Origin of the sequence: Nocardioides sp. cx-173, assembly GCF_021117365.1 — a bacterium.
GTDB lineage: Bacteria > Actinomycetota > Actinomycetes > Propionibacteriales > Nocardioidaceae > Nocardioides.
The window spans coordinates 615,263-638,086 of record NZ_CP088262.1; the positions used below are offsets into that span (position 1 = coordinate 615,263).

At 73.0% G+C, this 22,824-nt stretch carries 16 protein-coding genes; 5 read left to right on the plus strand and 11 right to left on the minus strand.

What is annotated here, in order from left to right; all coding sequences use genetic code 11:
- Nucleotides 1-6 precede the first annotated feature (6 nt).
- Nucleotides 7-2,913: a M36 family metallopeptidase gene (locus LQ940_RS02885; RefSeq protein WP_231244843.1), complete on the plus strand. Its 2,907-nt coding sequence runs from the start codon at nt 7-9 to the stop codon at nt 2,911-2,913.
- Between the two features lie 71 nt (nt 2,914-2,984).
- Here the strand turns inward: LQ940_RS02885 and LQ940_RS02890 are convergent, their stop codons facing one another.
- The 3 genes from LQ940_RS02890 to LQ940_RS02900 all read right to left on the minus strand — a co-directional run bounded on the left by LQ940_RS02890 (nt 2,985) and on the right by LQ940_RS02900 (nt 5,970).
- Nucleotides 2,985-3,557, minus strand: a complete 573-nt coding sequence (locus LQ940_RS02890; protein WP_231244844.1) for an AAA family ATPase — start codon at nt 3,555-3,557, stop codon at nt 2,985-2,987.
- Entirely contained in the window at nt 3,554-4,030 is a 477-nt protein-coding gene (locus LQ940_RS02895) for a ParD-like family protein (RefSeq protein WP_231244845.1), read from the minus strand. Before LQ940_RS02895 ends, LQ940_RS02890 begins: the two co-directional genes overlap by 4 nt.
- 83 nt (nt 4,031-4,113) lie before the next feature.
- Entirely contained in the window at nt 4,114-5,970 is a 1,857-nt protein-coding gene (locus tag LQ940_RS02900; protein WP_231244846.1) for an FUSC family protein, read from the minus strand.
- 149 nt (nt 5,971-6,119) lie between these two features.
- Between LQ940_RS02900 and LQ940_RS02905 the strand changes: the two genes are divergently transcribed.
- The gene (locus LQ940_RS02905) at nt 6,120-8,216 is read left to right on the plus strand and encodes a phage holin family protein (protein WP_231244847.1); all 2,097 of its coding nucleotides are present in this window, start codon (nt 6,120-6,122) and stop codon (nt 8,214-8,216) included.
- Here the strand turns inward: LQ940_RS02905 and LQ940_RS02910 are convergent.
- Nucleotides 8,190-8,972 (minus strand): MBL fold metallo-hydrolase, encoded by a 783-nt coding sequence (locus LQ940_RS02910; protein WP_231244848.1) that lies wholly within the window; start codon nt 8,970-8,972, stop codon nt 8,190-8,192. The genes LQ940_RS02905 and LQ940_RS02910 overlap by 27 nt on opposite strands.
- Nucleotides 8,973-9,043: 71 nt before the next feature.
- On the opposite strand from LQ940_RS02910, the gene LQ940_RS02915 reads away from it, so the two are divergent.
- On the plus strand, nt 9,044-10,162 hold the full coding sequence (locus tag LQ940_RS02915; RefSeq protein ID WP_231244849.1) for an oxidoreductase: 1,119 nt from the start codon (nt 9,044-9,046) through the stop codon (nt 10,160-10,162).
- Nucleotides 10,163-10,167: 5 nt separating this feature from the next.
- On the opposite strand, the gene LQ940_RS02920 is transcribed toward LQ940_RS02915, so the two are convergent.
- The 3 genes from LQ940_RS02920 to LQ940_RS02930 form a co-directional block, all read right to left on the minus strand.
- Nucleotides 10,168-11,739, minus strand: a complete 1,572-nt coding sequence (locus tag LQ940_RS02920; protein ID WP_231244850.1) for an MDR family MFS transporter — start codon at nt 11,737-11,739, stop codon at nt 10,168-10,170.
- 7 nt (nt 11,740-11,746) lie between these two features.
- Nucleotides 11,747-16,603: a DUF7507 domain-containing protein gene (locus LQ940_RS02925; protein ID WP_231244851.1), complete on the minus strand. Its 4,857-nt coding sequence runs from the start codon at nt 16,601-16,603 to the stop codon at nt 11,747-11,749.
- A 131-nt stretch (nt 16,604-16,734) separates the two neighbouring features.
- The gene (locus LQ940_RS02930) at nt 16,735-17,214 is read right to left on the minus strand and encodes a universal stress protein (protein ID WP_231244852.1); all 480 of its coding nucleotides are present in this window, start codon (nt 17,212-17,214) and stop codon (nt 16,735-16,737) included.
- 101 nt (nt 17,215-17,315) lie between these two features.
- Here LQ940_RS02930 and LQ940_RS02935 point away from each other — a divergent pair, with 101 nt between their 5' ends.
- A complete protein-coding gene (locus LQ940_RS02935) occupies nt 17,316-18,008 on the plus strand; it encodes a SprT-like domain-containing protein (protein ID WP_231244853.1) in 693 nt (230 codons plus the stop codon).
- Nucleotides 18,009-18,011: 3 nt separating this feature from the next.
- Here LQ940_RS02935 and LQ940_RS02940 read toward each other — a convergent pair whose 3' ends face one another.
- Genes LQ940_RS02940 through LQ940_RS02955 form a run of 4 tightly spaced genes read right to left on the minus strand, consistent with a single transcriptional unit; the run spans nt 18,012 to nt 20,057 of the window.
- Nucleotides 18,012-18,656, minus strand: a complete 645-nt coding sequence (locus LQ940_RS02940; protein ID WP_231244854.1) for a hypothetical protein — start codon at nt 18,654-18,656, stop codon at nt 18,012-18,014.
- Between the two features lie 37 nt (nt 18,657-18,693).
- Nucleotides 18,694-19,212: an AsnC family protein gene (locus LQ940_RS02945; protein WP_231244855.1), complete on the minus strand. Its 519-nt coding sequence runs from the start codon at nt 19,210-19,212 to the stop codon at nt 18,694-18,696.
- A complete protein-coding gene (locus tag LQ940_RS02950; protein ID WP_231244856.1) occupies nt 19,199-19,450 on the minus strand; it encodes a hypothetical protein in 252 nt (83 codons plus the stop codon). Before LQ940_RS02950 ends, LQ940_RS02945 begins: the two co-directional genes overlap by 14 nt.
- 31 nt (nt 19,451-19,481) lie before the next feature.
- Entirely contained in the window at nt 19,482-20,057 is a 576-nt protein-coding gene (locus tag LQ940_RS02955; RefSeq protein WP_231244857.1) for a hypothetical protein, read from the minus strand.
- A 94-nt stretch (nt 20,058-20,151) separates the two neighbouring features.
- Here LQ940_RS02955 and LQ940_RS02960 point away from each other — a divergent pair, with 94 nt between their 5' ends.
- Nucleotides 20,152-22,797: a class F sortase gene (locus LQ940_RS02960; protein WP_231244858.1), complete on the plus strand. Its 2,646-nt coding sequence runs from the start codon at nt 20,152-20,154 to the stop codon at nt 22,795-22,797.
- The last annotated feature ends 27 nt before the right edge of the window (nt 22,798-22,824 follow it).

Consider the following 22,824-nt stretch of genomic DNA (forward strand, 5'->3'; position numbering starts at 1 on the left):
GCCCTCGTGACGCTCTCCCTGGCAGCGACTCTCGCACCGTCCAGCTCGTCGGCCTCCTCGGCCGGCCCACCCTCAGTCGATCCACCCGGCGCGGGCGCCGGGTTCCAAGGCGAGGGCTCCGCGTCGCGCGACAAGGACGTCCGCGACGGCCGGGCCGCGCCGACCGCGAAGCAGCGCTCCGCCGTCGAGGACCTCGACGCCACGGCCCGGTGGAACAAGCTCGGCACGCCGGCCGTGCTGATGGCCACCGACGCCCCCCTCGCCACCGGGCTGCCCGCCGACCCGAAGGCCGCCGCGCTCGACTTCCTCGTCGGCTCCCGCGACGTCCTGGGTCTCACGGCCCGGGGTGCGGAGTCGGTCGAGGTGCTCGCCAGCCGCCCGCTGGGCAAGGACGCGAACGTGGTGGTCGTGCGCCAGCAGTTCGGCGACCTGGCCGCCGGCGTCGACGGCATCGCCTCCGTGGGCGTGCGCAACGGCAAGGTGCTCTACGTCAGCTCGTCGCTGGCGCGCGACGCGGCGGCGCCGGCGCCGGCCACCCTGACGGCGGCCGACGCCGAGCGGCTCGCCGCCCGCGACGCCGGGATCGCCAAGCCCGTCGTGCTCGAGACGACCGAGGTCGCCGTGCCCCTGCCGGGCGCCGCGGCCCGCGCCGCCTTCCAGGTGGTGCTCCGCTCCGAGGACGACCAGGCCGTCGGCTTCGCCAGCTACGTCGATGCCCGCTCCGGCGAGGTGCTGGTCCGCGAGGACCTCGTCGACCACGACGCCGACAACCCCGAGTGGGAGGTGTTCCCGAGCAACCCGCCGGTGGACTACTCCTCCCGCGACACCCGGGTGACGTGGTGCTGGACGCCGGTGGCCGGCTGCGAGGAGGCGGTGGGCACGAGCGCCTCGCCGCCCTGGGACGTCGACCCGACGACCAACCTGCCGACGTTCACGACGCTGGGCAACAACGCCATCGCGGTCGAGAACCGCAACAGCAACGACTCGCGCACCGTCGGCACCGAGACGGCGACCTCCTCGCCGACCCGGGAGTACGTCTACCCGTGGACCAACCAGTGGTACGAGGAGGGCTGCGACCCCGCGACGTTCGGCTCCCCCGAGAATGTCGACCTCGACGCCGCCCGCGCGAACCTCTTCGCCATGCACAACCGCATGCACGACTGGTCCTACCACCTCGGATTCGTCGAGAGCACCTGGAACATGCAGAAGGACAACCGCGGCAGGGGTGGTCTCGGCAACGACTACGAGCAGGGCAACGCCCAGGCCGGCGCGATCTCGGGCGGTCCGCCCACCTTCGCCGCGCGCGACAACGCCAACCAGTTCACCCCGCCCGACGGCCAGGCGCCCATCACCAACATGTACATGTGGCAGCCGATCGCCGGCTCCTTCTACGCCCCGTGCGTCGACGGCGACTACGACATGAGCGTCATCGGTCACGAGTACGGCCACGCGATCAGCAACCGGATGGTCGCCGGCCCCAACGGCGGCCTCAGCTCGCCGCAGGGGATGAGCGAGAGCTGGAGCGACCAGATGGCCATGGAGTACCTCCACGAGCACGGCTACGCCGCGCCGGGTCTCCAGGCCTTCACGATCGGCCAGTACACGACCGGCGACGCCGTGGCCGGCATCCGCAACTACAACATGAGCCGCAGCCCGCTCAACTACAGCGACATCGGCTACGACGTCACCGGGCCGCAGGTGCACGCCGACGGCGAGATCTGGACCGCGACCAACTTCGACATCCGGCAGGCCTTCATCGGCCGGTACGGCGCCGGGGACGCGGCCCTCAACAAGTCGTGCGCCAACGGGCAGACGCCGGTCAACGGGTGCCCGGGCAACCGGCGCTGGATGCAGCTGGTGTTCGACTCGTTCCTGCTGCTGGCCAACAGCCAGCTCAGCCAGGTCGACGCCCGCAACGCGCTGCTCGCCGCGGACCTGCTCCGCTTCAACGGCGCCAACCAGGACATCATCTGGAACGCCTTCGCGCGCCGGGGCCTCGGCGAGGGTGCCACCAGCGCCGGGTACGCCGCCGCGGACCCGACGCCGAGCTTCCGGTCGGCGTACGCAAGCGAGTCGGCGGTCACCTTCGCGCCGCGCGACGAGGGGGGTCGGCTGGTGCGCGGCGCCCAGCTCTACGTGGGCCGCTACCAGGCACGGGCCGTGCCGGTGGCCGACACCGACCCGACCACGGAGCTGCCCAACCGGGTGGAGCTGGTGCCCGGCAACTACGAGTTCGTGGCCCGCGCCCCGGGCCACGGCCACGCCCGCATCCCGCTGACGGCGCTGTCCGCCGGCCGGGCGAAGACCCTCGCACCGCGGATGGACACCAACCTGGCGTCCGCCGCCAACGGCGCGGCGGTCGAGGGCACGGGCACCGACCTGGCCAACCTCGTCGACGACGAGGAGGGCACCCAGTGGGCGGCCCTCGGCGCCCCGGTCGCGGAGCAGCACGTCGTCGTCGACCTGGCCGGCACCAAGCGCCAGGACGTACGGCGGGTGCAGGTCAGCGCCCACCTGCGGCCGGCACGCACCAACCCCGACGGGACCCCGGCCGAGCCGAGCCAGAGCCGCTACTCGGCACTGCGGCAGTTCGAGGTGTGGTCGTGCTCCATCGCCCGCGGGGTCGACTGCGACGAGCAGGACGAGTTCACCCGGGTGTTCGTCAGCCCCAAGGACGCGTTCCCGGGCACGGCACCCCGGCCGCGGGCGCCGGACCTGATCATCCGGTCGTTCGACATCCGGCGCACCAAGGCGACCCACCTGTGGCTCCAGGTCGTCACCAACCAGTGCACCGGCGGGCCCGACTACGCCGGTGAGCAGGACCAGGACCCGCGCGCCGTGACCGACTGCTCGGCGGGCAGCGACCAGGACCTCAACGTCCGGGCGACGGAGTTCCAGGCCTTCGGCCGCTGAGCGACACCGCCGGGGCCCCGACACGTTCGCGTGCCGGGGCCTCGACGCGTCGGTGCCCCGTGCCCGGCCAGTCAGGTCCAGGCGCCGGTGAGCGCCGCAGGCGTCCACGCCGGCCACGAGCCGGCGCCGTGGGCGAGGCCGCCGCTGAAGCGGGCCACGCGTATCGGTCGGCGCGCGCTGTTGTCGTAGAAGTCAGCGGTGTCGCAGAGGTGGACCGCGTCGACGACGTTGCCCCACAGGCGCTGGTAGCGGCTGCGGATCTTCGCTTCGGGCACCGTGTGTCCGCCTTGGCGCGCGCGCTTCTCCACGCGCGCGACGGCGAGGTCCTCGGTAAGCATCAGCACGTGCAGATGGACCCGGTAGCCGACAGCGAGTGCCTCGCGGACGAGGTCGAGCTTCGAGGGGTGGGAGAAGACGGTCTCGGCGATGAACGGCTCTCGCATCGCTATGAACGCAGTGCGGAGGACCTCGGCGAGCCGGGCGGCGACCAGGGACTTCTCGACTTCGTCACCGGGCCAGTAGCGCTTGGCGATCTCGTCGGCATTGACGAAGGCCTGGTGCGGCAACGTGGGGATCAGGATCTGGTCGACGAAGGTCGACTTCCCGGCACCGTTGGGACCGACGACAAGATCCAGGCGCGTCACCGACCGGCCTTGGCCGGCTGCTCAGCATCGAGGGCCTGGGCGAGGTCCGACAGCGCTTCACGAAGCTGGTCGCGCGCACGCTGCCCGACCTGCGCGCTTGCGGGCAGGTCGGCCAGGTCGGCGAGGACGCGGTGCGGGTCGGGTGAGACGGCCGCGAAGTCCGGCACGGGCACAGCGGAGAAGTCGGAGCCGGCGACGGCGTCGTCGATGCGCACGGCGATCGCGGCATCGAACTGGCGCGCCTCGTCGAGGGTCAGGTCCCGTTGCGCGATCGTGCCCTCGAGGGCCAGGCGGACCCGGTTGACTGGCGACTCCACCTGGGCAGAGAGCGCAGCGCCCAGGCGTGCCCAGTGCTCGAGCTGCTGGCGAGCAGAGCGGGACTGCCGCGACCCTTCGGCCGCCGCGGTCTTGAAGAGGGCCTCATCGAAGCGGGTGACCCGTTCGGCCTTGCCTGCGATGACACACCTCCACATGTAGCAGTCGTCTACGCATCGTAGCAAAGTGCAACAGCCGCTCGGAAGGCCTCGCAGCGGCCGAGCGGCCGCCCGCGCCACCGTCAGGCCGACGACGGCAGCGTGCGCAGCAGGTAGCGCTCGGCGGCGCCGGTCTGCTCGACGAGGTCCCACAGCGTGGAGGAGGCGCCGTTCGTGGCCGGGAGCCGTGCAGCCCCGTCTGTCGGCCCGTCTGCTGCCCCGTCAGCTGACTGGAGCATCGTGGCGGTCCTCGACAGCGAGGGGTGGTCCAGGGAGTCGGTGTCGACCAGCGTGGTGAGGTCACGCAGCCCGGAGCGGAGCCGGTCGAGCTCGGCGAGCTGTCGCTCGTCGAGGTGGTCGCGGTCGGGGACCAGCTCGTCCTGCTTCTGCGCGGCGTCGCGTTGCAGCGCGACGAAGGCGGGGGCCGACGACGTCGACCCGTTCGCGGCGGCGCGCAGCACGTCCTCGGTCGCCTCGGTCGCCGACACGACCCGCTCGCGCAGCGGTGCCGGCCGGAACGCCGGTACGACGGTGAAGCCGAGGGCCACCCCGACCGCCACGGCGCAGGCGGTCAGGGCGACGTACTGGACGAGCAGGTCCCCCGCGTCGAGGTCGCGGGTGGCGGCATTGATGCCCACGCTGACGACCACCATGAAGGCGTTGCCGAGCGCGGGCCGGGTGGTGATGTACCAGAGGCCGAGGGCGAGCGACACGGCGGCGATCGCCATGAGGTACCTCTCCGGCACGACGAGCAGGATCACGGCGACGGCAGCCGACCCGACCACCAGGCCGATGATCTTGGCCCGCGCCTTGCCGAGGGTGTCGCGCCAGCTCGCCTGGAGGATCATGAAGGTGGTCATCAGCACGCTGGCGACCAGGGGGTCTCCCGGACCGAGGCTCGCAGTGAGTACCAGTATGACCAGCAGCCCGAAGGCGGTGCGGAGCGCGTGCCGCACCTGGATGGAGCGCAGTCGAGCGGACGGGTGCAGGACCGCGTCGCGGAGCGCGTGCCGGCTCCCACGGTCGAGCGCGACGGCGGACGTGTCGCGCTCGCGGACCGCCTGGGCCACGGTGTCGAGCGCCGCCGCGGCCCGGTCCAGCGGCTCGCCGGTGGTGGGGCTCGTCGAGACGCCGCGCGTGATTCCGGGGTCGGCATCGGCGCCGGGGGCGTGCTTGTCGCGCAGCTGCTTGGCGAGGTCCGCTGCCCGGCTGCGGAGGGCTGCGGCCTCCTCGGGGCGAGCAGACGCGGTGACCTCGCCGGCGCACAGGGCCAGGCGGTACTGCGAGGCCCCCTCGAGTGCGGTGGCCAACCAGCGCTGGCGGCCGTCGCTGAGCCAGGTGTCGAAGGCGGTGGTGGTGGCGGCGGCCGCATCGTCGGCGACGAGGACGTCGGCGACCTGGTCGCGGGTGGGCTTGGACGGGTCGGAGATCCCGAGGAGCAGCCGCAGCGCGAGCGCCACCACGACGCCGGCCACGGCGGCGGCGATCACCTGACGGTGGTCCGCCGCCCCGTGGGTGGCGTAGGCGTAGGCGTACAGCGTGGTCATCCCGAGCCCCAGGCCGGCATGGTCGAAGCGCGAGCCCAGCCGGGGGAGCAGGGCGGCCACGAAGCAGATCACCACGACGAGCGCGATCGCGGCCGGTCGCCAGACATCGCTCAGCAGCCGCGGGACGACGGCCCCGAGCAGCAGCAGCGGCACCATCAGTGCAGCCGTGCGCAGGTCGGCGCGCAGGGGGCCGCCCATGAAGGCGATCAGGGAGAACAGGGCCACCAGGCCGCCGATGATGGCGGCGGGGCCGGCATCGAAGGTGTCGGCGAGCAGGATCGCCGGTACGAGCACGATCACCATCAGGAGGATCACCACGGGGCTGCCGCCGGGCCGCTTGGGCCGGGTCGGCTCGTGCGCCGTGGAGGTGGCGACCTCGTCGGCTCTGCTCACGTCCACTCCTCCCGAGATGGAGGCATCCACCAGCAGGCTAGCCCCCGCGGGCCAGGGCGGCCGCTCGTGCGGGGCATTCTCCTGGGGCCCGCGACGCGACATGATGGGACGACCCAGGAGGCGGACGCCGTCCGGGTTGGAGGGGCCCCATGGCGAGCGACGCACCGGTCTCGAGACGGGCGCGCCGACGCGGTCGGGGATGGTTCATCCTCGCGGACCTCGGGCGGTTCCTCGCCACCTGGCTGGTCTCCACCAGCATCCTGTGGGTGGCCGCCAGGCTGCTTCCTGACCTCGAGGCCTCCTCGTGGGGGAGCCTGGCCGGGGTGTCGGCGGTCAGCGGCGTCGTCGGCTTCCTGGTGCGCCCGCTCCTGGTGGAGGTCAGCGTCCGACTCGGTTGGCTGACCGTGCTCCCCCTGGCTTTCGGCACCCAGGGCGTGGTCATGCACATCGCGATGCTCATCGTCCCGGGGATCACCGCGACCTGGACGGCGGCCTTCGTGACGAGCTGGCTCTGCGCCGCCGGCGGGACGGTCGCGGCCTACCTCCTCACCGCCGGCACGGACGAGTCCCTCACCACCGCGCTCGCCCGTCGCGGCCGGTCCGTTCGTCCCCCCGACCCGGAGGTCGATGGCCTGCTCGTCGTGCAGCTCGACGGGGTGCCGTTCCCGGTGCTCCGCTGGGCCGTGCAGGCCGGCGGGGTGCCGACGATCCGCCGGTGGGTGACCTCCGGGGCCTACCACCTGCGCGAATGGACCCCGCAGCTTCCCTGCACCACCCCGGCCAGCCAGCTCGGTGTGCTGCACGGCACCGTGGCCGGCGTTCCGGGCTTCCGGTGGTACGACCGCGAGCTCGGCCGGGTCCTGGTCGCCAACCACCCCGCGGACGCGCGCATCATCGAGGAGCGGGCGAGCAACGGCCGGGGGCTGCTCTGCGAGGACGGGGTGTCGATCTCGAACCTCTTCTCCGGAGATGCCGAGAATGCGCCCCTGACGATGAGCCGGGCGAGCGCCCGTCTGGGCTCGCCCCAGACGAGGAGGGCGCTGGTCTGGTTCTTGCTCACCCCCACGGGCTTCGCCCGCAGCCTCACCCGCACGGTCGGCGAGGTGGCGAAGGAGCGCTGGCAGGCGCACGCCCAGGTGCGGTACGAGCTGGTGCCACGCGTGCGCAGGAGCTGGACCTTCGCGCTGCTCCGGGCCGTGACCAACGGCCTGCTGCGCGATCTCAACACCGCCCTGATCGCCGAGGAGATGCAGCGCGGGCGCAAGGTGATCTACGTCGACTACGTCGACTACGACGAGGTTGCCCACCACGCCGGGCTGTTCCGGCACGAGTCCCTGGCCGCCCTCGAGGGCCTGGACCGGGTGCTTGCCCAGCTCGAGCTGCTCGCCGAGCACGCTGCCCGGCGCTATCGCCTGGTCGTCGTCTCCGATCACGGCCAGTCCCAGGGGCAGCCGTTCGCCGACCGCTACGGCCAGGAGCTCTCCGCCCTCTGCGCCGAGCTGATGGACGAGCGCGTCCACGACTACGAGGAGGCCGACGAGGGATGGGGCAGGGCCCACGCGCTGGTCCAGGACATCGGAGAGGAGGGGGTCGCGGGCCGGCTCACGGCTCCGGCCCGTCGTCGGGTCGACCGGGAGTGGGAGGGCGACGGCAGTGGCGACCGGGGCGGCGGTGGCATCCAGGCTCCCGGCCGCGCCGTCGTCCTCGGCTCGGGGAACCTGGGGCTCTTCTACCTGCCGGGTGAGACCCGTCAGAGCCTGGACGCGCTGACGGCCCGCTGGCCGCGCCTGCTGCCCGGGCTCTGCGAGCACCCGGGCTTGGGGTTCGTCGCCGGGATCGACGAGCACGGGGTCCCCTGGGCCTACGGGGACGGTGGCCGGGTCGACCTGGTCTCGGGTGCGGTCACCGGCACCGACCCCCTGGTCCGGTACGGCGAGCACGCCAGGCGGCAGCTGCTGCGTGCGGTGCTGGACCCGATGGCGCCCGACCTCTACCTCAACAGCTCCCTGGACGAGCAGACCCTCGACATCGCGGCCTTCGAGGAGCTCGTCGGGGCGCACGGCGGCCTGGGCGGATGGCAGGACAGTGCGGTCCTCCTGGCGCCGCAGGACCTCGCCGCCTCCGTGCCGGAGCGGGTCGAGGGCGCCGACCAGCTCCACCAGGTGCTGCTGGGGTTCCTCCGGCAGTCCGGCCAGCGTCTCGAGTCGCAGGCGCCCGAGTCAGAGGTCCCGGTCACCCTCACGTGACCACGTCTCCCCGTGCCCGAGCCTGATCACCGTGCAGTCCGGTGCCACGGTCGAGACCTCCGCCTCGAAGGCGGCGAGGGGGCGCTCGAACCAGTCGCCGAACGTGGTCATCAGGGGTGGGTGCAAGGTGCCCCAGTGCACCGGCAGGGCGAAGCGCGCCCCGGTCGCGGCGCACGCCTGCGCCGCCTGTGCCGGTCCCATGTGGTGGGCCGACAGTCGGGGGCCCCACCCGCCGATCGGGACAATCACCACGTCCAGCCGCTCGGTCCCGGCCAGCGCCGGAAGGTCGGCCATCCGGTCGTACCAGGCGGTGTCTCCTGCCACCCACAGCGTGGTCGCGCCCGAGCGCACCAGGTGACCGTGGGCCTCGTTGGGACGGTGCGGCAGCGGTCGGTCGTGGTGGACGGCGGGCACCAAGCGCACCTGCAGGGCGCCCACGTCGGTCCACTCCTCCGCCCCTTGTCCGAGCAGGCCCTGCCGGCGCACCCAGGCCGCGTTGCGGCTGCCGGTGAGGACAGGCACCCCCGGGACCATCCGCAGGGACCGGAGCTCGGCATGGTCGAGGTGCAGGTGGGAGAGGAGCACCGCGTCGGGATCTGCCCACTGCTCACGGCTCGGCCTGGGCCCCCTGCGGCGCAACACGTTGCTGTGCGTTCGCAGGAGGGGGTCGGTCAGCAGCCGGGTCCCTGCGAGGTCGCTCACCACCGTCGAGTGACCCAGCCACGTGAGTCTCAGCCGCTCGTGAGACGAGCGCACTCATCGAGCGTAGCCCTGACGGCGCAGCCTGCCTCTGGACAGGTGGGGTCGTGACGGAGCAGGGTGCTGGCATGGCTCGACTCGGCGCGCTCGTACTGTCCACCGTCCTGATCGGCTCCGCGCTGGCGGGACCGTCGTACGCCGGGGGAGGGGGCGCCCCCGGCCACCACGGCCCGCCGGGTGCGGGCCATGGCGACGCAGTGTCGTGGGCCGAGCGGGTCGTCGACGCCGACCAGAGCTTCCGGGGCCTGGACGCGGTCGACCGGCGGGTGGCGTGGGTGGCCGGCGGCAGCGCCACCGAGGGAGCCCCCGGACGGGTGTTCCGCACCGTCGACGGCGGGCGCAGCTGGGACGACGTGAGCCCGCCCGGCACCGAGGGGCTGCTGCTTCGCGACGTGGAGGCGCGCAACGCGAAGGAGGCCGTGGTCCTGGCCATCGGCGCCGGGGACGCGTCGCGGATCTACCGCACCACCGACGGTGGACGGAGCTGGGCCGCGGCCTTCGTCAACGACGACCCGGCCGCGTTCTACGACTGCATGGCCTTCTATCCCGGCGGCAGGCGGGGGCTGGCCCTGAGCGACCCGGTCGACGGGAGGTTCCGGATCCTCGCCACGCGCGACTCCGGTCGCTCCTGGACGGTGCTGCCGGACGACGGGATGCCGCAGGCCCCCACGGAGTTCGGGTTCGCCGCCAGCGGTGACTGTCTGGTGACCGCCGGGCGCACGGCGTACTTCGGCTCCGGGGGAGGAGCCTCGCGGGTCTTCCGCTCCGACGACTTCGGCCGGACCTGGACGGCTGCCGACTCCACGATCCCGGCCGGTGAGTCCGCTGGCGTGTTCGCGCTGACGTTCCGTACGCCGCACGAGGGGGTCGCCGTCGGCGGTGACTTCGCCGCGCCGGCCGACGGTGTCGACGCCGTGGCGGTCTCGCGTCATGGCCGGGCCTGGCGCAACACCGGGGACCTGCGCCACTTGGGCGAGGACGCCGCCTTCCTGCCGGGGCGCGGTCAGCGACTGATCGTCACGGGGGAGTCGGGTGAGGTGAGAGGGACCAGCATCAGCCACGACGGCGGTCGCAGCTGGACGCAGGTGAGCGAGTCCGGCTACCACGCTGTGGACTGCACGCACGACGGCTCCTGCTGGGCCGCCGGCGGTGGTGGGCGCGTGGCGCGCCTCGTCTCGGGGCGCTGACGGCGCTACGTGTCGCCCGCGCCGGAGGTCGGGGCGGCGCCTGATCGGTCGGGCCGGCCGTGCAGATGCCGGGGGAGGGCCAGCGCCGGGATGATGATCAGCGCGGTGAGAGCGAACGCGACCCAGAAGGCGACCTGGTAGGAGTCGGCCAGGAGCGGGCCCACGACCGGCAGCTCGCTCTTGGGGATGGAGTGCAGCTCGGTGGCCCCGCCGCCGCTGCCGGTGCTCCCGCTCTCGACGCCCCCCGAGGCGAGCTTGCGGGTGAGCTCGTGGGTCAGGACCGTGATCAGGACGGCGCTGCCGAGGGACGCACCGACCTGCTGGATGGCCGACAGCGTGGGCGCTCCCCGGGACGCCTGGTCCTTGCTGAGGGTGCTGTAGGCCGAGGAGATGGTCGGCATCATGACCGCGCCGAGTCCGATGCCGCGGACGAAGAGGGCGACGCAGAGCCACACGTAGGAGGTATCCACGCCGACCTGGGTGAAGGGGAACGTGCCGATCAGGGCCAGCACGACGCCGACCGGGACGACGTAGCCCGCGCCGATGCGGTCGGTGAGCTTGCCGGTGAGGAGCACGGCGACGATGGCGCCGAGGCCCTGCGGTGCCAGCAGCAGGCCCGCGTCGAGCGCGCCCTGGTCCCGGACGGTCTGGTAGTACAGCGGCAGCAGCAGCATGCCGCCGAACATGCCGATGGCGACGAGGAAGACCGCCGCGGTGCTGTTGGCGAAGACGCGGTTGCTCAGCAGGCGGACGTCGATGATGGAGGCGGGGCCGCGCACCAGGCTGTAGGCGACGTACAGGGCCAGCCCGACGGCGCCGCCGATCAGCCAGCCGAGGACGCCCCACTCCCCGAAGCCGCCGCGGGAGCTGGCCTCGGAGAGCCCGTAGAGAAGGGCGGCGAGGCTGCCCGAGAGCATGACCACCCCGATGACGTCGAGCCGGACCGCCGGGCCCGCTGGCGCCCCGGTGGGCAGCTTCCACACGGCCAGCGCGATGGCGAGGATGCCGACGGGGACGTTGACCACGAAGATCCAGTGCCAGGTGGTGTACTCCACCAGCAGGCCGCCGAGCACGGGACCGAACACCGGTCCGAGGAGCATCGGGACGCCGAGGATGGCCATGGCGCTGCCCATCCGGTCGGGCCCCGCCGCCCGGGCGATCATCGTCTGCCCGGCCGGCAGCAGCATGCCGCCGCCGAGGCCCTGCAGGATGCGGAACCCGATCAGGCTCTCCATGTTCCAGGCGGTCGCGCACAGGGCGGAGCCGAGCATGAACAAGGCGACCGCCAGGATCCAGATCCGCTTGGACCCGAAGCGGTCCATGGCCCACCCGGTGACGGGGATGACCATGGCGACGGACAGCAGGTAGCCGGTCACGACCCACTGGGTCTTGGCCAGCGAGGCGTCGAGGTCGGAGCTGAGGGTGTCGAGCGCGACGTTCACGATCGTGCTGTCGAGCACGGACATGAGCATGCCCGCCACGATGACCAGCCCGGTGACGACCACCGTGCGGTCGAGCTTCGCGGACGGCTCCGTGCCGGGGGCAGGGGCCTGGTCAGTCGAGGGGGTGCCAGCCATCCCGGGGCTAGTCCCTCAGCCGGGCGCCGAGCGGCTTGGCGACCACGACCAGGTACTTCGTGTAGTGGAAGTGCCCGTTGGAGTACACGACGCGTCGGGTGCAGCTGACGATCACCAGTCGGTGCGCCCCGGTGGTCCGGAACAGCCGGCTCGGCAGCCGCTGGGTCCGGTCGTACCTCTCGGTGCCGGTCACCTGGTAGCGGTAGGACTTGCCGCCGCGGGTGACGGTGACGACCTGGCCGGGCCTGGCGCGGCGCAGCCCCCAGAGTGCGCCCGGTCGGTCGTGCCGGTCGGATACGTGACCCGCGACCACCGAGGTGCCGATCCGGTCGCCGACGTCGGCGGACCTGCGCAGCCAGCTGGTGAGGTCGACGTCGCCGGGCAGGTTCATGTGCCCTCGCCGGACGTTCGTGGGGAGCACGGCCGCGTCGAGCCCGATGGCGCCGGCGCGGATCCTGGTCCGGGTGCCGCGCTCGGAGCCGGAGCCGGGCAGGGTGCCGGCGAAGCCGCCGTTGATCACCGGAGGCGGGTAGGACGGCTTCGCGACGGTCGTCGTCTCCGCGGCCAGGCCGCACCTGCTCCACCCGCCCCGGTTGGCCTGCGTCGGCCGGGTCCGGATCCGCCACGTGTAGACGCCGGGCTCGGAGACCCGCACCGCCGGCGTGCGCGTCCAGCCGGCCCGGGCGCGCCACGCGACGGTGCGCGCCAGGTTGGCCGATCCGCAGCCGACCGCCGCGAACGACCGGAAGGGGCCGTAGAGACGAGCGGTCGCGGGAACCCTCGTGCCACGGGCGAGGCCGGTGATGCGGACCCGGTCGTAGAAGGGCTGTCCGGGCTCGACCCGCTTCTCCGACGTTCGCGTCCGGATGACCGGTCGTCCCGGCGCGGGGGGCACCAGGCTGTTCACGGTGGCGGAGTCGGAGTTGTTGTCGAGGTTGCGGTCGATCGGGAAGGCGCCGCTGCGATCGGACGAGGCCGTGTTCGTGAGCGGACCCGAGCGGGTGACCCGCGCGGTGATCCGCAGCAGCGCGATAGCGCTGCTGGTGGCGGTCTCGGTCGGCTCGAGCCGGCCGACGTCCCAGACGCCGGTGGCGGGATCGTAGGTGCCGACGAGGGGCTCGCTGCTGACGTACGTGAGGCCCGGTGGCAGGACGTCGTCGACGGTGACGTCCTCTGCCGTGTCGGGCCCGAGGTTGCGCAGCCCGACCGTGAAGGTGACGGTGTCGCCGAGAGCCGGGGTGGGGTCGTCGACGGTCTTCGTGACGGCGATGTCCGCGGCCGGGATGAACAGCTCCTCGATGTCGACGTTGTCGTCCGGGTTCGGGTCGTCGACGCGGGACTGCTGGATCGCGACCAGGTTGCGGTAGTGCCCCGAGGCGTCGTCGCCGACCAGCACCGAGACCGTCAGCGTCGCCGTCTCACCGGCTTCCAGCCGAGGGATGGTCCAGACGCGTGTCGTCTCGTCGAACGTCCCGCGGTCGGCGGTGTGCCCGGTGATGTTCGCCTGGATGAGCGCGGGGTCGTGGGCGATCGTGTCGTCCGTGGCGTTCGGCCCGTTGTTGGTGACGGTGATCGTGTAGACGACCGTGTCCCGCGGCTGGGCGACCTCCCGGTCGGCGGTCTTGGTGATCGCGAGGTCGGCGAGCTCGACGAAGGTGGCCGTGGCCGAGGCCGAGTTGTTGGTCGGATCGACGTCGCGCTGGTCCAGGTTGGACAGGCTGGCCGTGTTGCTGCGCTCCCCCACGGTCGTGCCGGTCACGGTGATGGTGAGGGTGACGGTGGCACCGACCGGGATGGAGCCGACGGTCCAGGTTCCGGTGGCGGCGTCGAAGGTGCCGTCGCCGCTGGCGGACACGAAGGTCAGACCCTCCTGGAGGAGGTCGGTGAAGACCGAGTTCGTGACCGTGGTCGCGGGCTGGCCGGGGACCGGATTGTTGGTCGCGGTGACGGTGAACACCGCGTCCTGCCCGAGCGGGATCTCAGAGGCAGATCCACCGCCGGCCGCGGCGACGGACTTGGTGACGGCGACGTCGACCGCCGGGGCCAGCGTCGTGACGGTGGCCGTGGACTCGTTGTCCTCGGGGGTCGGGTCGTCGAGAAGCGGCGCGTCGACCGTGACCAGGTTGACCTTGGTACCGACCGTGTCGAGCCGGGCGGTGACCGTCAGGTCCGCGGAGTCACCAGGCCCGAGCAGGCCGACGTCCCATCGGGCTCCGGCGACGTCGACGGTGCCTTGGGAGGGGACGCTCTCGAGGACCGTCACGCCCTCGGGGCCCGCGTCGGTGACGTAGACGCCGCGCACCGGGTCGGGGCCGCGGTTCAGGACGGTCACCGAGTACGTGACCGTGTCCCCGACCACTGCCTCCTCCGGGGAGGCTCCCTTGACGATGACCAGGTCGGCAATGGGGGTGCGTACGTCCACCGTCGCCGCCGCGGAGTTGTTGGCGCTGTTGATGTCGGCGGGAGACACAGTGGCGAGGCTGACCGCGTTGGTGAACGTCCCCGTAGCGCTGGTGCCGAGGACGAAGTCGTAGGTCGCGGTTGCGCCCACGGCGAGGGAGCCGACGGTCCAGATGCCGGTGTCCGGGTCGTAGCTGCCGTCGCCACCGGAGTCGGTGCCCAGGTAGGTCAGCCCCGGGGGCAGCTCGTCGGTCAGGGTGATCCCGGTGCCGGGGCGCGGGCCCAGGTTCGTCACCGTCACGCGGAACGTGACCGGCTCCCCGGCCGCGACCTCGTCGGAGCCGATGACCTGCTTGGTGACGGCCAGGTCGAGGGAGCGCGGGTTCAGGGTCACGGTGGCGCTGTTGTTGGACGCATTGGTGTCCAGCTGGTCGAGCCGAGTCAGGCTCGCCGTGTTCGAGACCACCGCGTTGGTGTCGACCCGGGCGGTGATGGTGAGGGTCACCGTGTTGCCGACCGCCAGCGCGGGGATGGACCAGGCGCCCGTCCCCGCGGTGTACGTGGACGGCTGAGGGCCTGAGGTGGCGGCCGTCTGGAACGTGAGCCGTCCGGCGGGGAGCAGGTCGGTGACCAGGAGGTTGGTCGCCGCCGCCGGGCCGTTGTTGGTCGCGGTGACGGTGAAGGTGACGGTGTCGCCCACGCTCGGGGTGGGGTCGCTGACGGTCTTGGCGACGGCGATGTCGGTGTTGACCCCGATGGATGCCTGGGCCTCCGGTGACCGGACCTCCTGGCCGACCGGGGTGTCCCCGGTCGCGACGGCGGTGTTGACGATGCGCCCCGCAGCGTCGGCCTGAGCGGTGTCGACGGTGTAGGTGCCGACGCAGGTGGTCGACGCGCCGGGCTCCAGCTCGTTCGCCTCGCACAGGAGCGTCGCCGAGGAGATGCGGTCGTCGGTGACGGCGATGTTCGTGACCCTGGAGCCGCCGGTGTTCGTCACGGTGTAGAGGTACTCCACCTCCTGGCCGGCGACATACGGCGGATCGGTCTGCACGCTCTTGGTGAGCTCGAGGCGTGAGACGAGGGGGACGGTGACCGTGGCCTCGGGGGAGTTGACTGTGTCGCCACCCGGGTTCACGGCGCTCGCCGTGGCGGTGTTGACGACCTCGCCGGCCGCGACGTCGGCTGCGGTGACCGTGTAGGTGCCGCGGCACACCGTGGTCGACCCCGGCGCCGGCGCCGGGGTGAGGGTGGTGGCGTCGCAGGTGATCGCGCCGGTGATCTTGTCGTCGATGATCGACAGGGTGGAGAGGTCCTCCGTCCCCGCGTTGGTGACGGTGTACTGGTAGGGGATGACCGTGCCGGCGGTGATGACGGCGGGCAGGGTGCCGGCGCTGCGGTCGACCTGCTTCTCCAGCTGCAGCTCCGCAAGCGGGTTGACCGAGCGGACGACGGCGTTGCGGATGAGGTGGACGTCGGTCTGACCGCCGGTGGAGCCCGCCAGGCCGAACTTGTAGGTGCTGGGCAGGCCGGCTGGGGCCGGCACGTCGAGCTCGGTGATCCAGGGGTCACCCGCGGCGCTGGGGTTGTAGCGCACCTGGACGATGACGCGGGGGTCCGGTGCGGGGGTGACCGTGATGTTCACCTGCCGCCAGGACCCGGCGAGCGTGCGGGCTCGCAACGTCCCGGTGCCGCCGTTGAGCGTGGTGCCGGGGTCGTTCGGGTCGGCAGCGTCCGCGGGCGTGGTGGAGGCGAGGTAGCAGTAGCCGATCAGGCCATCGCCGGGGCCGCGCAGCGTGATCACGTTCGGGGCCACCGCGCCTTCGGCGGTCGACGGCGAGCGCTCGCCCTCGGGGCAGCCCGCCCCGCGGCTCTCCCCGTCGTCGTAGAAGTTGCCGTACGCGTCCAGCCCCACCCCGAGCACCCCGCCCTCGATGCCAGGCTCGGGTGGATCGCCCTGGACGATGCGTTGGTCGTAGCCCAGGCTCCCGCCCGCCCCACCGGTCCGGGTCAGGTTGGTGGCGCCGTCGACGAGGAAGAACCCGATGCCGTCGGCCCCGGTGCCGCCGTACTGGAACTGGTCGAAGGTGATGGTCACCCCGGCCGTCGCCGGGATCGGCCGGTTGTACAGCACGCTTCCGGCTGACTGGGTGCTCGTGTCGGTGAGCTGCAGGTAGCCGGGGGTGGCGCCGAGCGCGGGGACGGGGCCGCTGCGCTGGCCCGCGCACGTCGGGATGTTGGCGGCCCCGGCCGGCGGGGCGGTGCGGGCACCGGTGAGACACGCCTCACCCTGGGCCGACCACGCCGGGTCCGGCACGGTCGAGCCGGTGAACGTCTCGTCCACGATGGTGGTGCCGCCGGTCGGCGGGTCGGCGTACGCCGGCGCGAGGGCCACGTCCGGGACGACCGTGAGGGCCGCGGCCGCCATCGCGCTTACGGCCAGGACGGCCATCTGTCGGATGCCCACGAGAGCGTCCCTTCTCCGAGCCGGACATGTTCATCCAGCCTCGGAGCGGGGGGCGCGGTCGCCCAGGGTCAAGTGGCACCCCCTGCCCGGGTCGGATGCCTCTACGGCGAACCCGGGGAGGGTGAGGGGACTCAGTCCCGGGGCAGGGAGCGCTCGGTGTCGGCGGACGTCCCGTTGCGGACGATGACGACGGGGCAGGCGGCGTGTCGGGAGACCTGGTCGCTCACGGAGCCGAGGGCGAGACCTTGGAAGCCGCCCAGCCCGCGGGCGCCGACGACGACCAGGTCGGCCTCGGCCGCGCAGTCGAGCAGGGCGTTGGCGGCGGGGCCGCGCCTGGCGACGTACTCGACCTCGACGTCGGCGTAGTCGGCGACGACCTCGGCGCAGTCGTGCTCGAGGTCCTGCAAGACCGCGGCCTCGAAGTCGTCGATCGGGGGGATGTGGCCGAACGTCTGGGTCTCGGGGCGCGGCGCCGTCCGCATGGACCAGCCGCGCACCACCTGCACGGTGCCGCCCACCGCGCGGGCGTGCTCCAGCGCCCAATGGAGGGCCGGCTCGGCCGCCTTCGAGCCGTCGTTGCCGACGATGATCAGGGGCTTCTCGGTGGTCATGGCCCCAGTCTCTCACCGCGGCCGCACCCGGGGCCGTGGGGTTGCTCATGGATGTCGGCGGCGCTTCCTAGGATGGTCGACGACGACACAGGAGGTACGGCGTGCAGCTCGCGGAGGCGGCCCGGCTGGGTCGCTCGCTGCTCGATGAGCACGGGCTCCATGACTGGGAGCTGGTCTTCGACCGTGCCAAGCGGCGGGCCGGGATCTGCCGCGAGGCCGAGCGCCGCATCGGGCTGTCCGCGCCGCTGACGCAGGTCCACAGCGAGGAGGACGTGCGCGACACGATCCTGCACGAGATCGCGCACGCCCTGGTCGGTGCGCGCCACGGCCACGACCGGGTCTGGAAGGCCACCGCGCGGCGCATCGGCTGCAGCGGCGAGCGGCTGATCTCTGCCGACACCCCGGGTGTGGACGGGGCCTGGGTCGGCGTGTGCGCGGCCGGTCACCGGGTGACCCGGCACCGCCGCCCCCAGCGCCCGATGGCCTGCGCCACCTGCTCGCGGGCCTTCGACCCGGCCCACCTCTTCACCTGGACCCACCACGGTCGCAGCGTGGCCATGACGCCGGCCTACGACGCCCAGCTGCGCCGCGTCCTCGCCCGACCGGCCGCCCCCCAGGCGGGTCCGCCGGCCGACGTGGGTGAGCGGCTGCGGGTGGTCGCGCAGGGTCGCTACGAGGGCGTCGTGGGCACGCTGGTCAAGCGCGGGCGCACCCGCTACCACCTGGCGATCCGCGGTGGCGTGCTGACGGTGCCGTTCCCGCTCGCCGAGCGGGTGGACGCGGGTCGCGACTAGGCGTCAGTAGGAGTCGGCGATCGTGATCTCGTCGTAGGCCGTGGGCATGGCGTCCTCGCCGTAGCACTTGAGCGGCACGACCTGCCCGACCTCCGCGGACTCCGAGTGGCACTTGACGGTGGCGAGGAGCTCGTTGTTCCGCAGCAGCTTGACCACCACGCTCGCCTTGTCGATCGACTCGCGCTGGTTCTCGAACTTCAGGCCCACGGCCGTGGCCCTCCCGGACTCGTCCGACTCGACGGACCAGCCCTCGCGGTACTCGAACCCGTAGACGTCGAAGGCCTTGCCCTCCTCGATCGTCAGCGGGTTGTCGACACCGCCGGGCGCGTCGTCGTTGGCGGTGATCTCGGCGACGGTGTTGTCGACCTCGTTGACGGCCAGCCCCACCAGCGCCGCGCAGCCGCCGAGCATCAGCAGCCCGACGAGGCCGAGGATCAGCAGCACGTTGCGCGTCGTGTTGCTCTTCTGCGGCGGGTTGAAGGCGCCGTACGGCGCCGACGGGTATTGCCCGAAGGGCTGCTGCGGCTGGCCGTACGGCGACCCGGGGGCTGGCGACGCGGAGGCGTGCTCGTGCGGCACCCAGTTGTGACCGTCCCAGCGCCACTTTCCGTCGGGGCTGATCTGCTCTCCGGGCTCGCCTTCGCTCATGGGCGGGATCCTCCCATGGGTCGGCGGCGGGCAAACCTCAGGACTCGGCCGGCAGGCCGGTGTCGCGCACCAGGTAGATCCACGGGAAGGCCCGTGCGCCCACGACCCAGCCGTCGTTCTCGTAGCGCTTCAGCGACCCCGTCCAGACGACGCGCTTGTGCTCCCACTGGGTCGGCGTCCGCACGACGAGGTGGCGCAGCATCCCGACCTGCACCGTGTGCCAGCCCAGCCGGCCGGCGATCTCGAGCTCGCCCATCTCGTCGAAGGCGGTGACGGGCCCGAGCCAGCGCTGCTCGTCGGGTAGCGCGTCGGTGTCGGGTCGCTCGCCGAAGCGCTGCTGCACGGCCTGCCGGCTCAGGCCGAGCCGCTCCCCGATCGCGGCCCAGCTGTGGCCGCCCGCCCGCGCGGCGGCGACGGACTGCTGCAACAGCTGGCGTACGGCTGTCTCGGCCTCCGCGGTCCGGGCCACCAGGGCCAGCTCGTCGCCCCGGGGGGTGGCGTCGAGGATCGCCGCCCCGATGGCGTCGGCCAGCGCCGCCCGCTCAGCGCTCGTCACGGCTCGGCAGCCAGCCGTCGGAGCCCAGCTCCTCCTCGGTGCCCCTGCGGAACGTCGCCGACCCGAGCAGGTAGGCGCCGAAGATCATCAGCGCGACGCAGGCGCCCTGGAACAGGCCCTTGTCGAACCCGTCGCGGCCCTGGGACAGCAGCCACGCCAGCAGCCCGAGCAGCACCAGGACCAGGCCGCCCTTCAGGGAGGTGGACCGTCGAGGACGAAGTGGGGGTCGCGAGGCCATGCGTCAAGATTAGCTTGACACGGCACGCTTGTCAATCAGATGTTGACGGGTCCCGATAGTCGGCGGCGAGGCCCTCGGCGAGCGCGTCGAACCGGTCGCGGGGCAGACCGAGCTCCCGGCGCACCTCGGCGCGCGCCTCGACGCACAGCTCCTCAACGCCGTCCAGGTCGTCGTCCGGGTCGAGGTTCGTCACCGGCAGGGTCAGCCACCGATGGGCCTGACGGAGGTCGCCGTTCTCGCGCAGCAGCTCGCCGACGTAGTGACAGGTCGAGGTGGAGACGAGATCGGCCCGGAAGTCCAGAAGGAGCTGCTTCAGCAGAGCAGACGCCCACGCCGGGTCGGCGGTGGTCAGGGCCAGATTCAGCTGGATGGCCCGGGTCGCCAGCAGCCCCTCGGACGGCTCGTCCTGAATGCCCGCGAGCAGTGCCCGGGCGCGGTCGTGCTCGCCGCGCATCAGCCAGTGCTCCGCGGCGGTCTTGAGGAAGAGGACGCGGCCGTGCTGCCCAGGCTCCATCGCGCGGCCCGCCGCCTCGTGTGCCTCTGCCTTGTCGACACGTGAGCCGTACTCGATCTCGTCGTAGCGGCGCTCGACCTCGGTGGGGTCCATGGGCATGACGCTAGCGACCCGTCGTTCGCGCGGTCATCCACAGGCCTAGAGATCGTGCTTTTCAGGCGACGTTCGGGTGGCCACGGTGGTCGGCATGTCTCGGATACCTCGCCCCGCCCTGTCCCTGCTCACCGTCCTCGCCCTGCTCGTCGCCGGGCTGGCGCTAGTCCTGGCCCCACCGGGAGGTACGCCGCCGGCGCAGGCGGCGACCCGGGTGGACAAGGAGACCTGCCGCCGCATCGACCCCAACCTGGTCAACGGAGCGTGCCTGCGCTACCGCGACGGAGAGCACCGCGGGCTGACCTGGATCGGCACCTACCGGGCGCCGAGCGGACGGGTGTTCTTCTGCATCGACTTCCTCTACGACTCCCGCCTGCCCCGCCGCGCGCAGGTCGTCTCCACCGGGCGCCTGGTCAACCAGCTCGGCGACCGGGTCGGCGATCGTGAGGTGGCCGCGCTCAACCACGTGATCTCGACCTGGGCCGGCCACGGCTCGACCGGCAGCGACGAGCGCGACGCCGCGATCGCGCTGATCATCCGTGAGGTGATGGGCGATGGCCGGCGCCGTGGGGGGACGGTCGTGTATCCCCAGGGGCTCGATGTCGGCGAGGCGGTGCGTCCGCCGGTCGGCGGGCTGGACGGGCGGATCATGGTGCTGGCCCAGCAGATGTGGCGCGCCGCCTCGGCCTACTACGGGCCGTACCGCCTGGAGCTGCCGAGCCGCCGCCGCGGCCCGGTGCACCTCGGCCGCTCGCGGACCTACCGGGTGCAGGTGCGCGCCGCGTCGGGCCGGCTGGTGCCGGGGGTGCGGGTGCGCTTCGAGTGCCGGGGCCCGATCCGCTGCCCGCGCCCCCTGGTCTCGCGCGGCGAGGGAGTGGCCGTCCGGATCACGCCCCGCCAGGTCGGCCGCTACCGCGTCCGCGCCTACGCCGCCGGGCCCTCGTCGGACGGCCTGCTCTACCGCACGCGCCACTGGCACGCCCACGGCGGCGCCCACGCCCGCGACGCCGGCAAGCAGCGCGGGTGGATCGCCCAGGAGAGCCGCACGACGGCGGCGGTGCAGGCCAGCGCCCGCATCCGCAAGGCGCGACCGCAGGTGGTCACCCAGACCTCCGACGCCGAGGTGACCCCCGGCGCGCAGATCCACGACGTCGTCACGGTCACCGGCCTGCCCGACCGGTACGCCGCCCAGGTCGCCGCCACGCTCTACGGCCCCTTCGACGCCCAGCCCGGCCCAGACGACTGCACGCCCGACCGGGTCGCCGGGCGGGTGACCTTCCCGGTCGCCGGTGACGGCACTTACGAGACGCCCCCGCTGAGCGTCGACCGGGTCGGCTACTACACCTGGGTGGAGGCCTTCCCAGGCGACGAGGAGACGGTGCCGGTCACGACCCGGTGCGGGCTGGTCGAGGAGACGACGCTGGTCGTCGCGTTCACGCCCACGATCAGCACCACCGCGTCACGACAGCGCGCCCACGTCGGCGACGCCATCCACGACACCATGCTCCTCGGGGGGATCGAGGACAGCCCGGTGACGATCGAGTGGACGCTGCACGGGCCGCGCCCGGCGGCCGCCGACGGGACCTGCGTGGGGATCTCGTGGGCCGGATCCCCGGTCGCCGCCCACGGCACGGTGGCGGCCGCCGGCGACGGTCGCTACCGCACGCCGTCGACGACGCTGCGCCGCGCCGGCTGCTACACCTACAGCCAGTACCTGCCGCCGACCCCGCTGACCACCGAGGCGAGCAGCCCGCCCGGGCTGGCCACGGAGACCGCGCTGGCCGTGCGCCGTACCCCCCGGGTGAGCACGGTCGCCTCCGACCAGCGCGCCCACGTGGGCGTCCGGCCGCGCGACACGGTCCGCGTCAGCGGCCTCGCGAAGAGCGACAAGGTGACCGTCCACTGGACGCTGCACGGACCGCTGGCCCCTCGAGGTGACGGCTCGTGCCGTGCCCTGCGCTGGGCTGCGGCACCGGTCGCCGATCGCGGCGTGCTCGTGGCCCGCGGCAGCGGCACCTACGAGACCAGAGGCACGGTGCTCGCCGTCCCGGGCTGCTACACCTACAGCGAGCGCCTGCGCGCGACGGCCACGACGGAGCCCGTCGCCACCGAGCCGGGGCTCCCGCTCGAGACGGCACTGGTCACCCGACCGCCGCTGCCCTGGATCCCCGAGGTCCCGTCCGGCGGGGCGCGGCCGGACCCCGAGGCGTCGTATCCCACCACCCCGACCCGGCCGCGCTACCTCTACCGGCCCTACGTCGCGCCGCCCTTGCCCGGCCACGCGCGGCGCCGCTCCGCCGGCGAGCTGCGCATCGACCGGATCGGGGTGCGCGCACCGGTCGACGCGGTCGGTCTCGACCACGGCACGATGGCGATCCCCAACAGCCGACACCGCCTCGGCTGGCTCAGCGCGACGGCCGCCTCCGGCGACGTACTCGGCTCGAGCGTGGTCTCGGGCCACGTCTCGGACCGTCACGACCGGCCGGGGGCGCTGTGGCGGCTGCGGCTGGCCCAGGTCGGCGACGTCGTCCGCTGGACCGAGCCCGGCGGCGAGGTGCGCCGCTTCGTGGTGCGCAGCGTCCGCCGCTACGACCGGCGCCGGGGTGTCCCCGGGCAGGTGTTCCGCGTCGACGGCCCGCACCTGCTGCACCTGGTGACCTGCGCCAACCGGCGCGATCTGGGGGGCGGAGCGTTCCACTACGCCGACAACCTGGTCGTCACCGCGCAGGGGGTGTCCTGACTCACGCTCATCGCATGTGGGATCTGT

Bases quoted from the DNA above. Each gene is read 5' to 3' on its own strand.
- LQ940_RS02930 (WP_231244852.1), bottom strand. From the start codon at position 17,214: ATGACCACCGAGAAGCCCCTGATCATCGTCGGCAACGACGGCTCGAAG.
- LQ940_RS02915 (WP_231244849.1), top strand. From the start codon at position 9,044: ATGGCTCGACTCGGCGCGCTCGTACTGTCCACCGTCCTGATCGGCTCC.
- LQ940_RS02950 (WP_231244856.1), bottom strand. From the start codon at position 19,450: ATGGCCTCGCGACCCCCACTTCGTCCTCGACGGTCCACCTCCCTGAAG.
- LQ940_RS02895 (WP_231244845.1), bottom strand. From the start codon at position 4,030: ATGTGGAGGTGTGTCATCGCAGGCAAGGCCGAACGGGTCACCCGCTTC.
- LQ940_RS02920 (WP_231244850.1), bottom strand. From the start codon at position 11,739: ATGGCTGGCACCCCCTCGACTGACCAGGCCCCTGCCCCCGGCACGGAG.
- LQ940_RS02940 (WP_231244854.1), bottom strand. From the start codon at position 18,656: ATGAGCGAAGGCGAGCCCGGAGAGCAGATCAGCCCCGACGGAAAGTGG.
- LQ940_RS02905 (WP_231244847.1), top strand. From the start codon at position 6,120: ATGGCGAGCGACGCACCGGTCTCGAGACGGGCGCGCCGACGCGGTCGG.
- LQ940_RS02960 (WP_231244858.1), top strand. From the start codon at position 20,152: ATGTCTCGGATACCTCGCCCCGCCCTGTCCCTGCTCACCGTCCTCGCC.
- LQ940_RS02955 (WP_231244857.1), bottom strand. From the start codon at position 20,057: ATGGACCCCACCGAGGTCGAGCGCCGCTACGACGAGATCGAGTACGGC.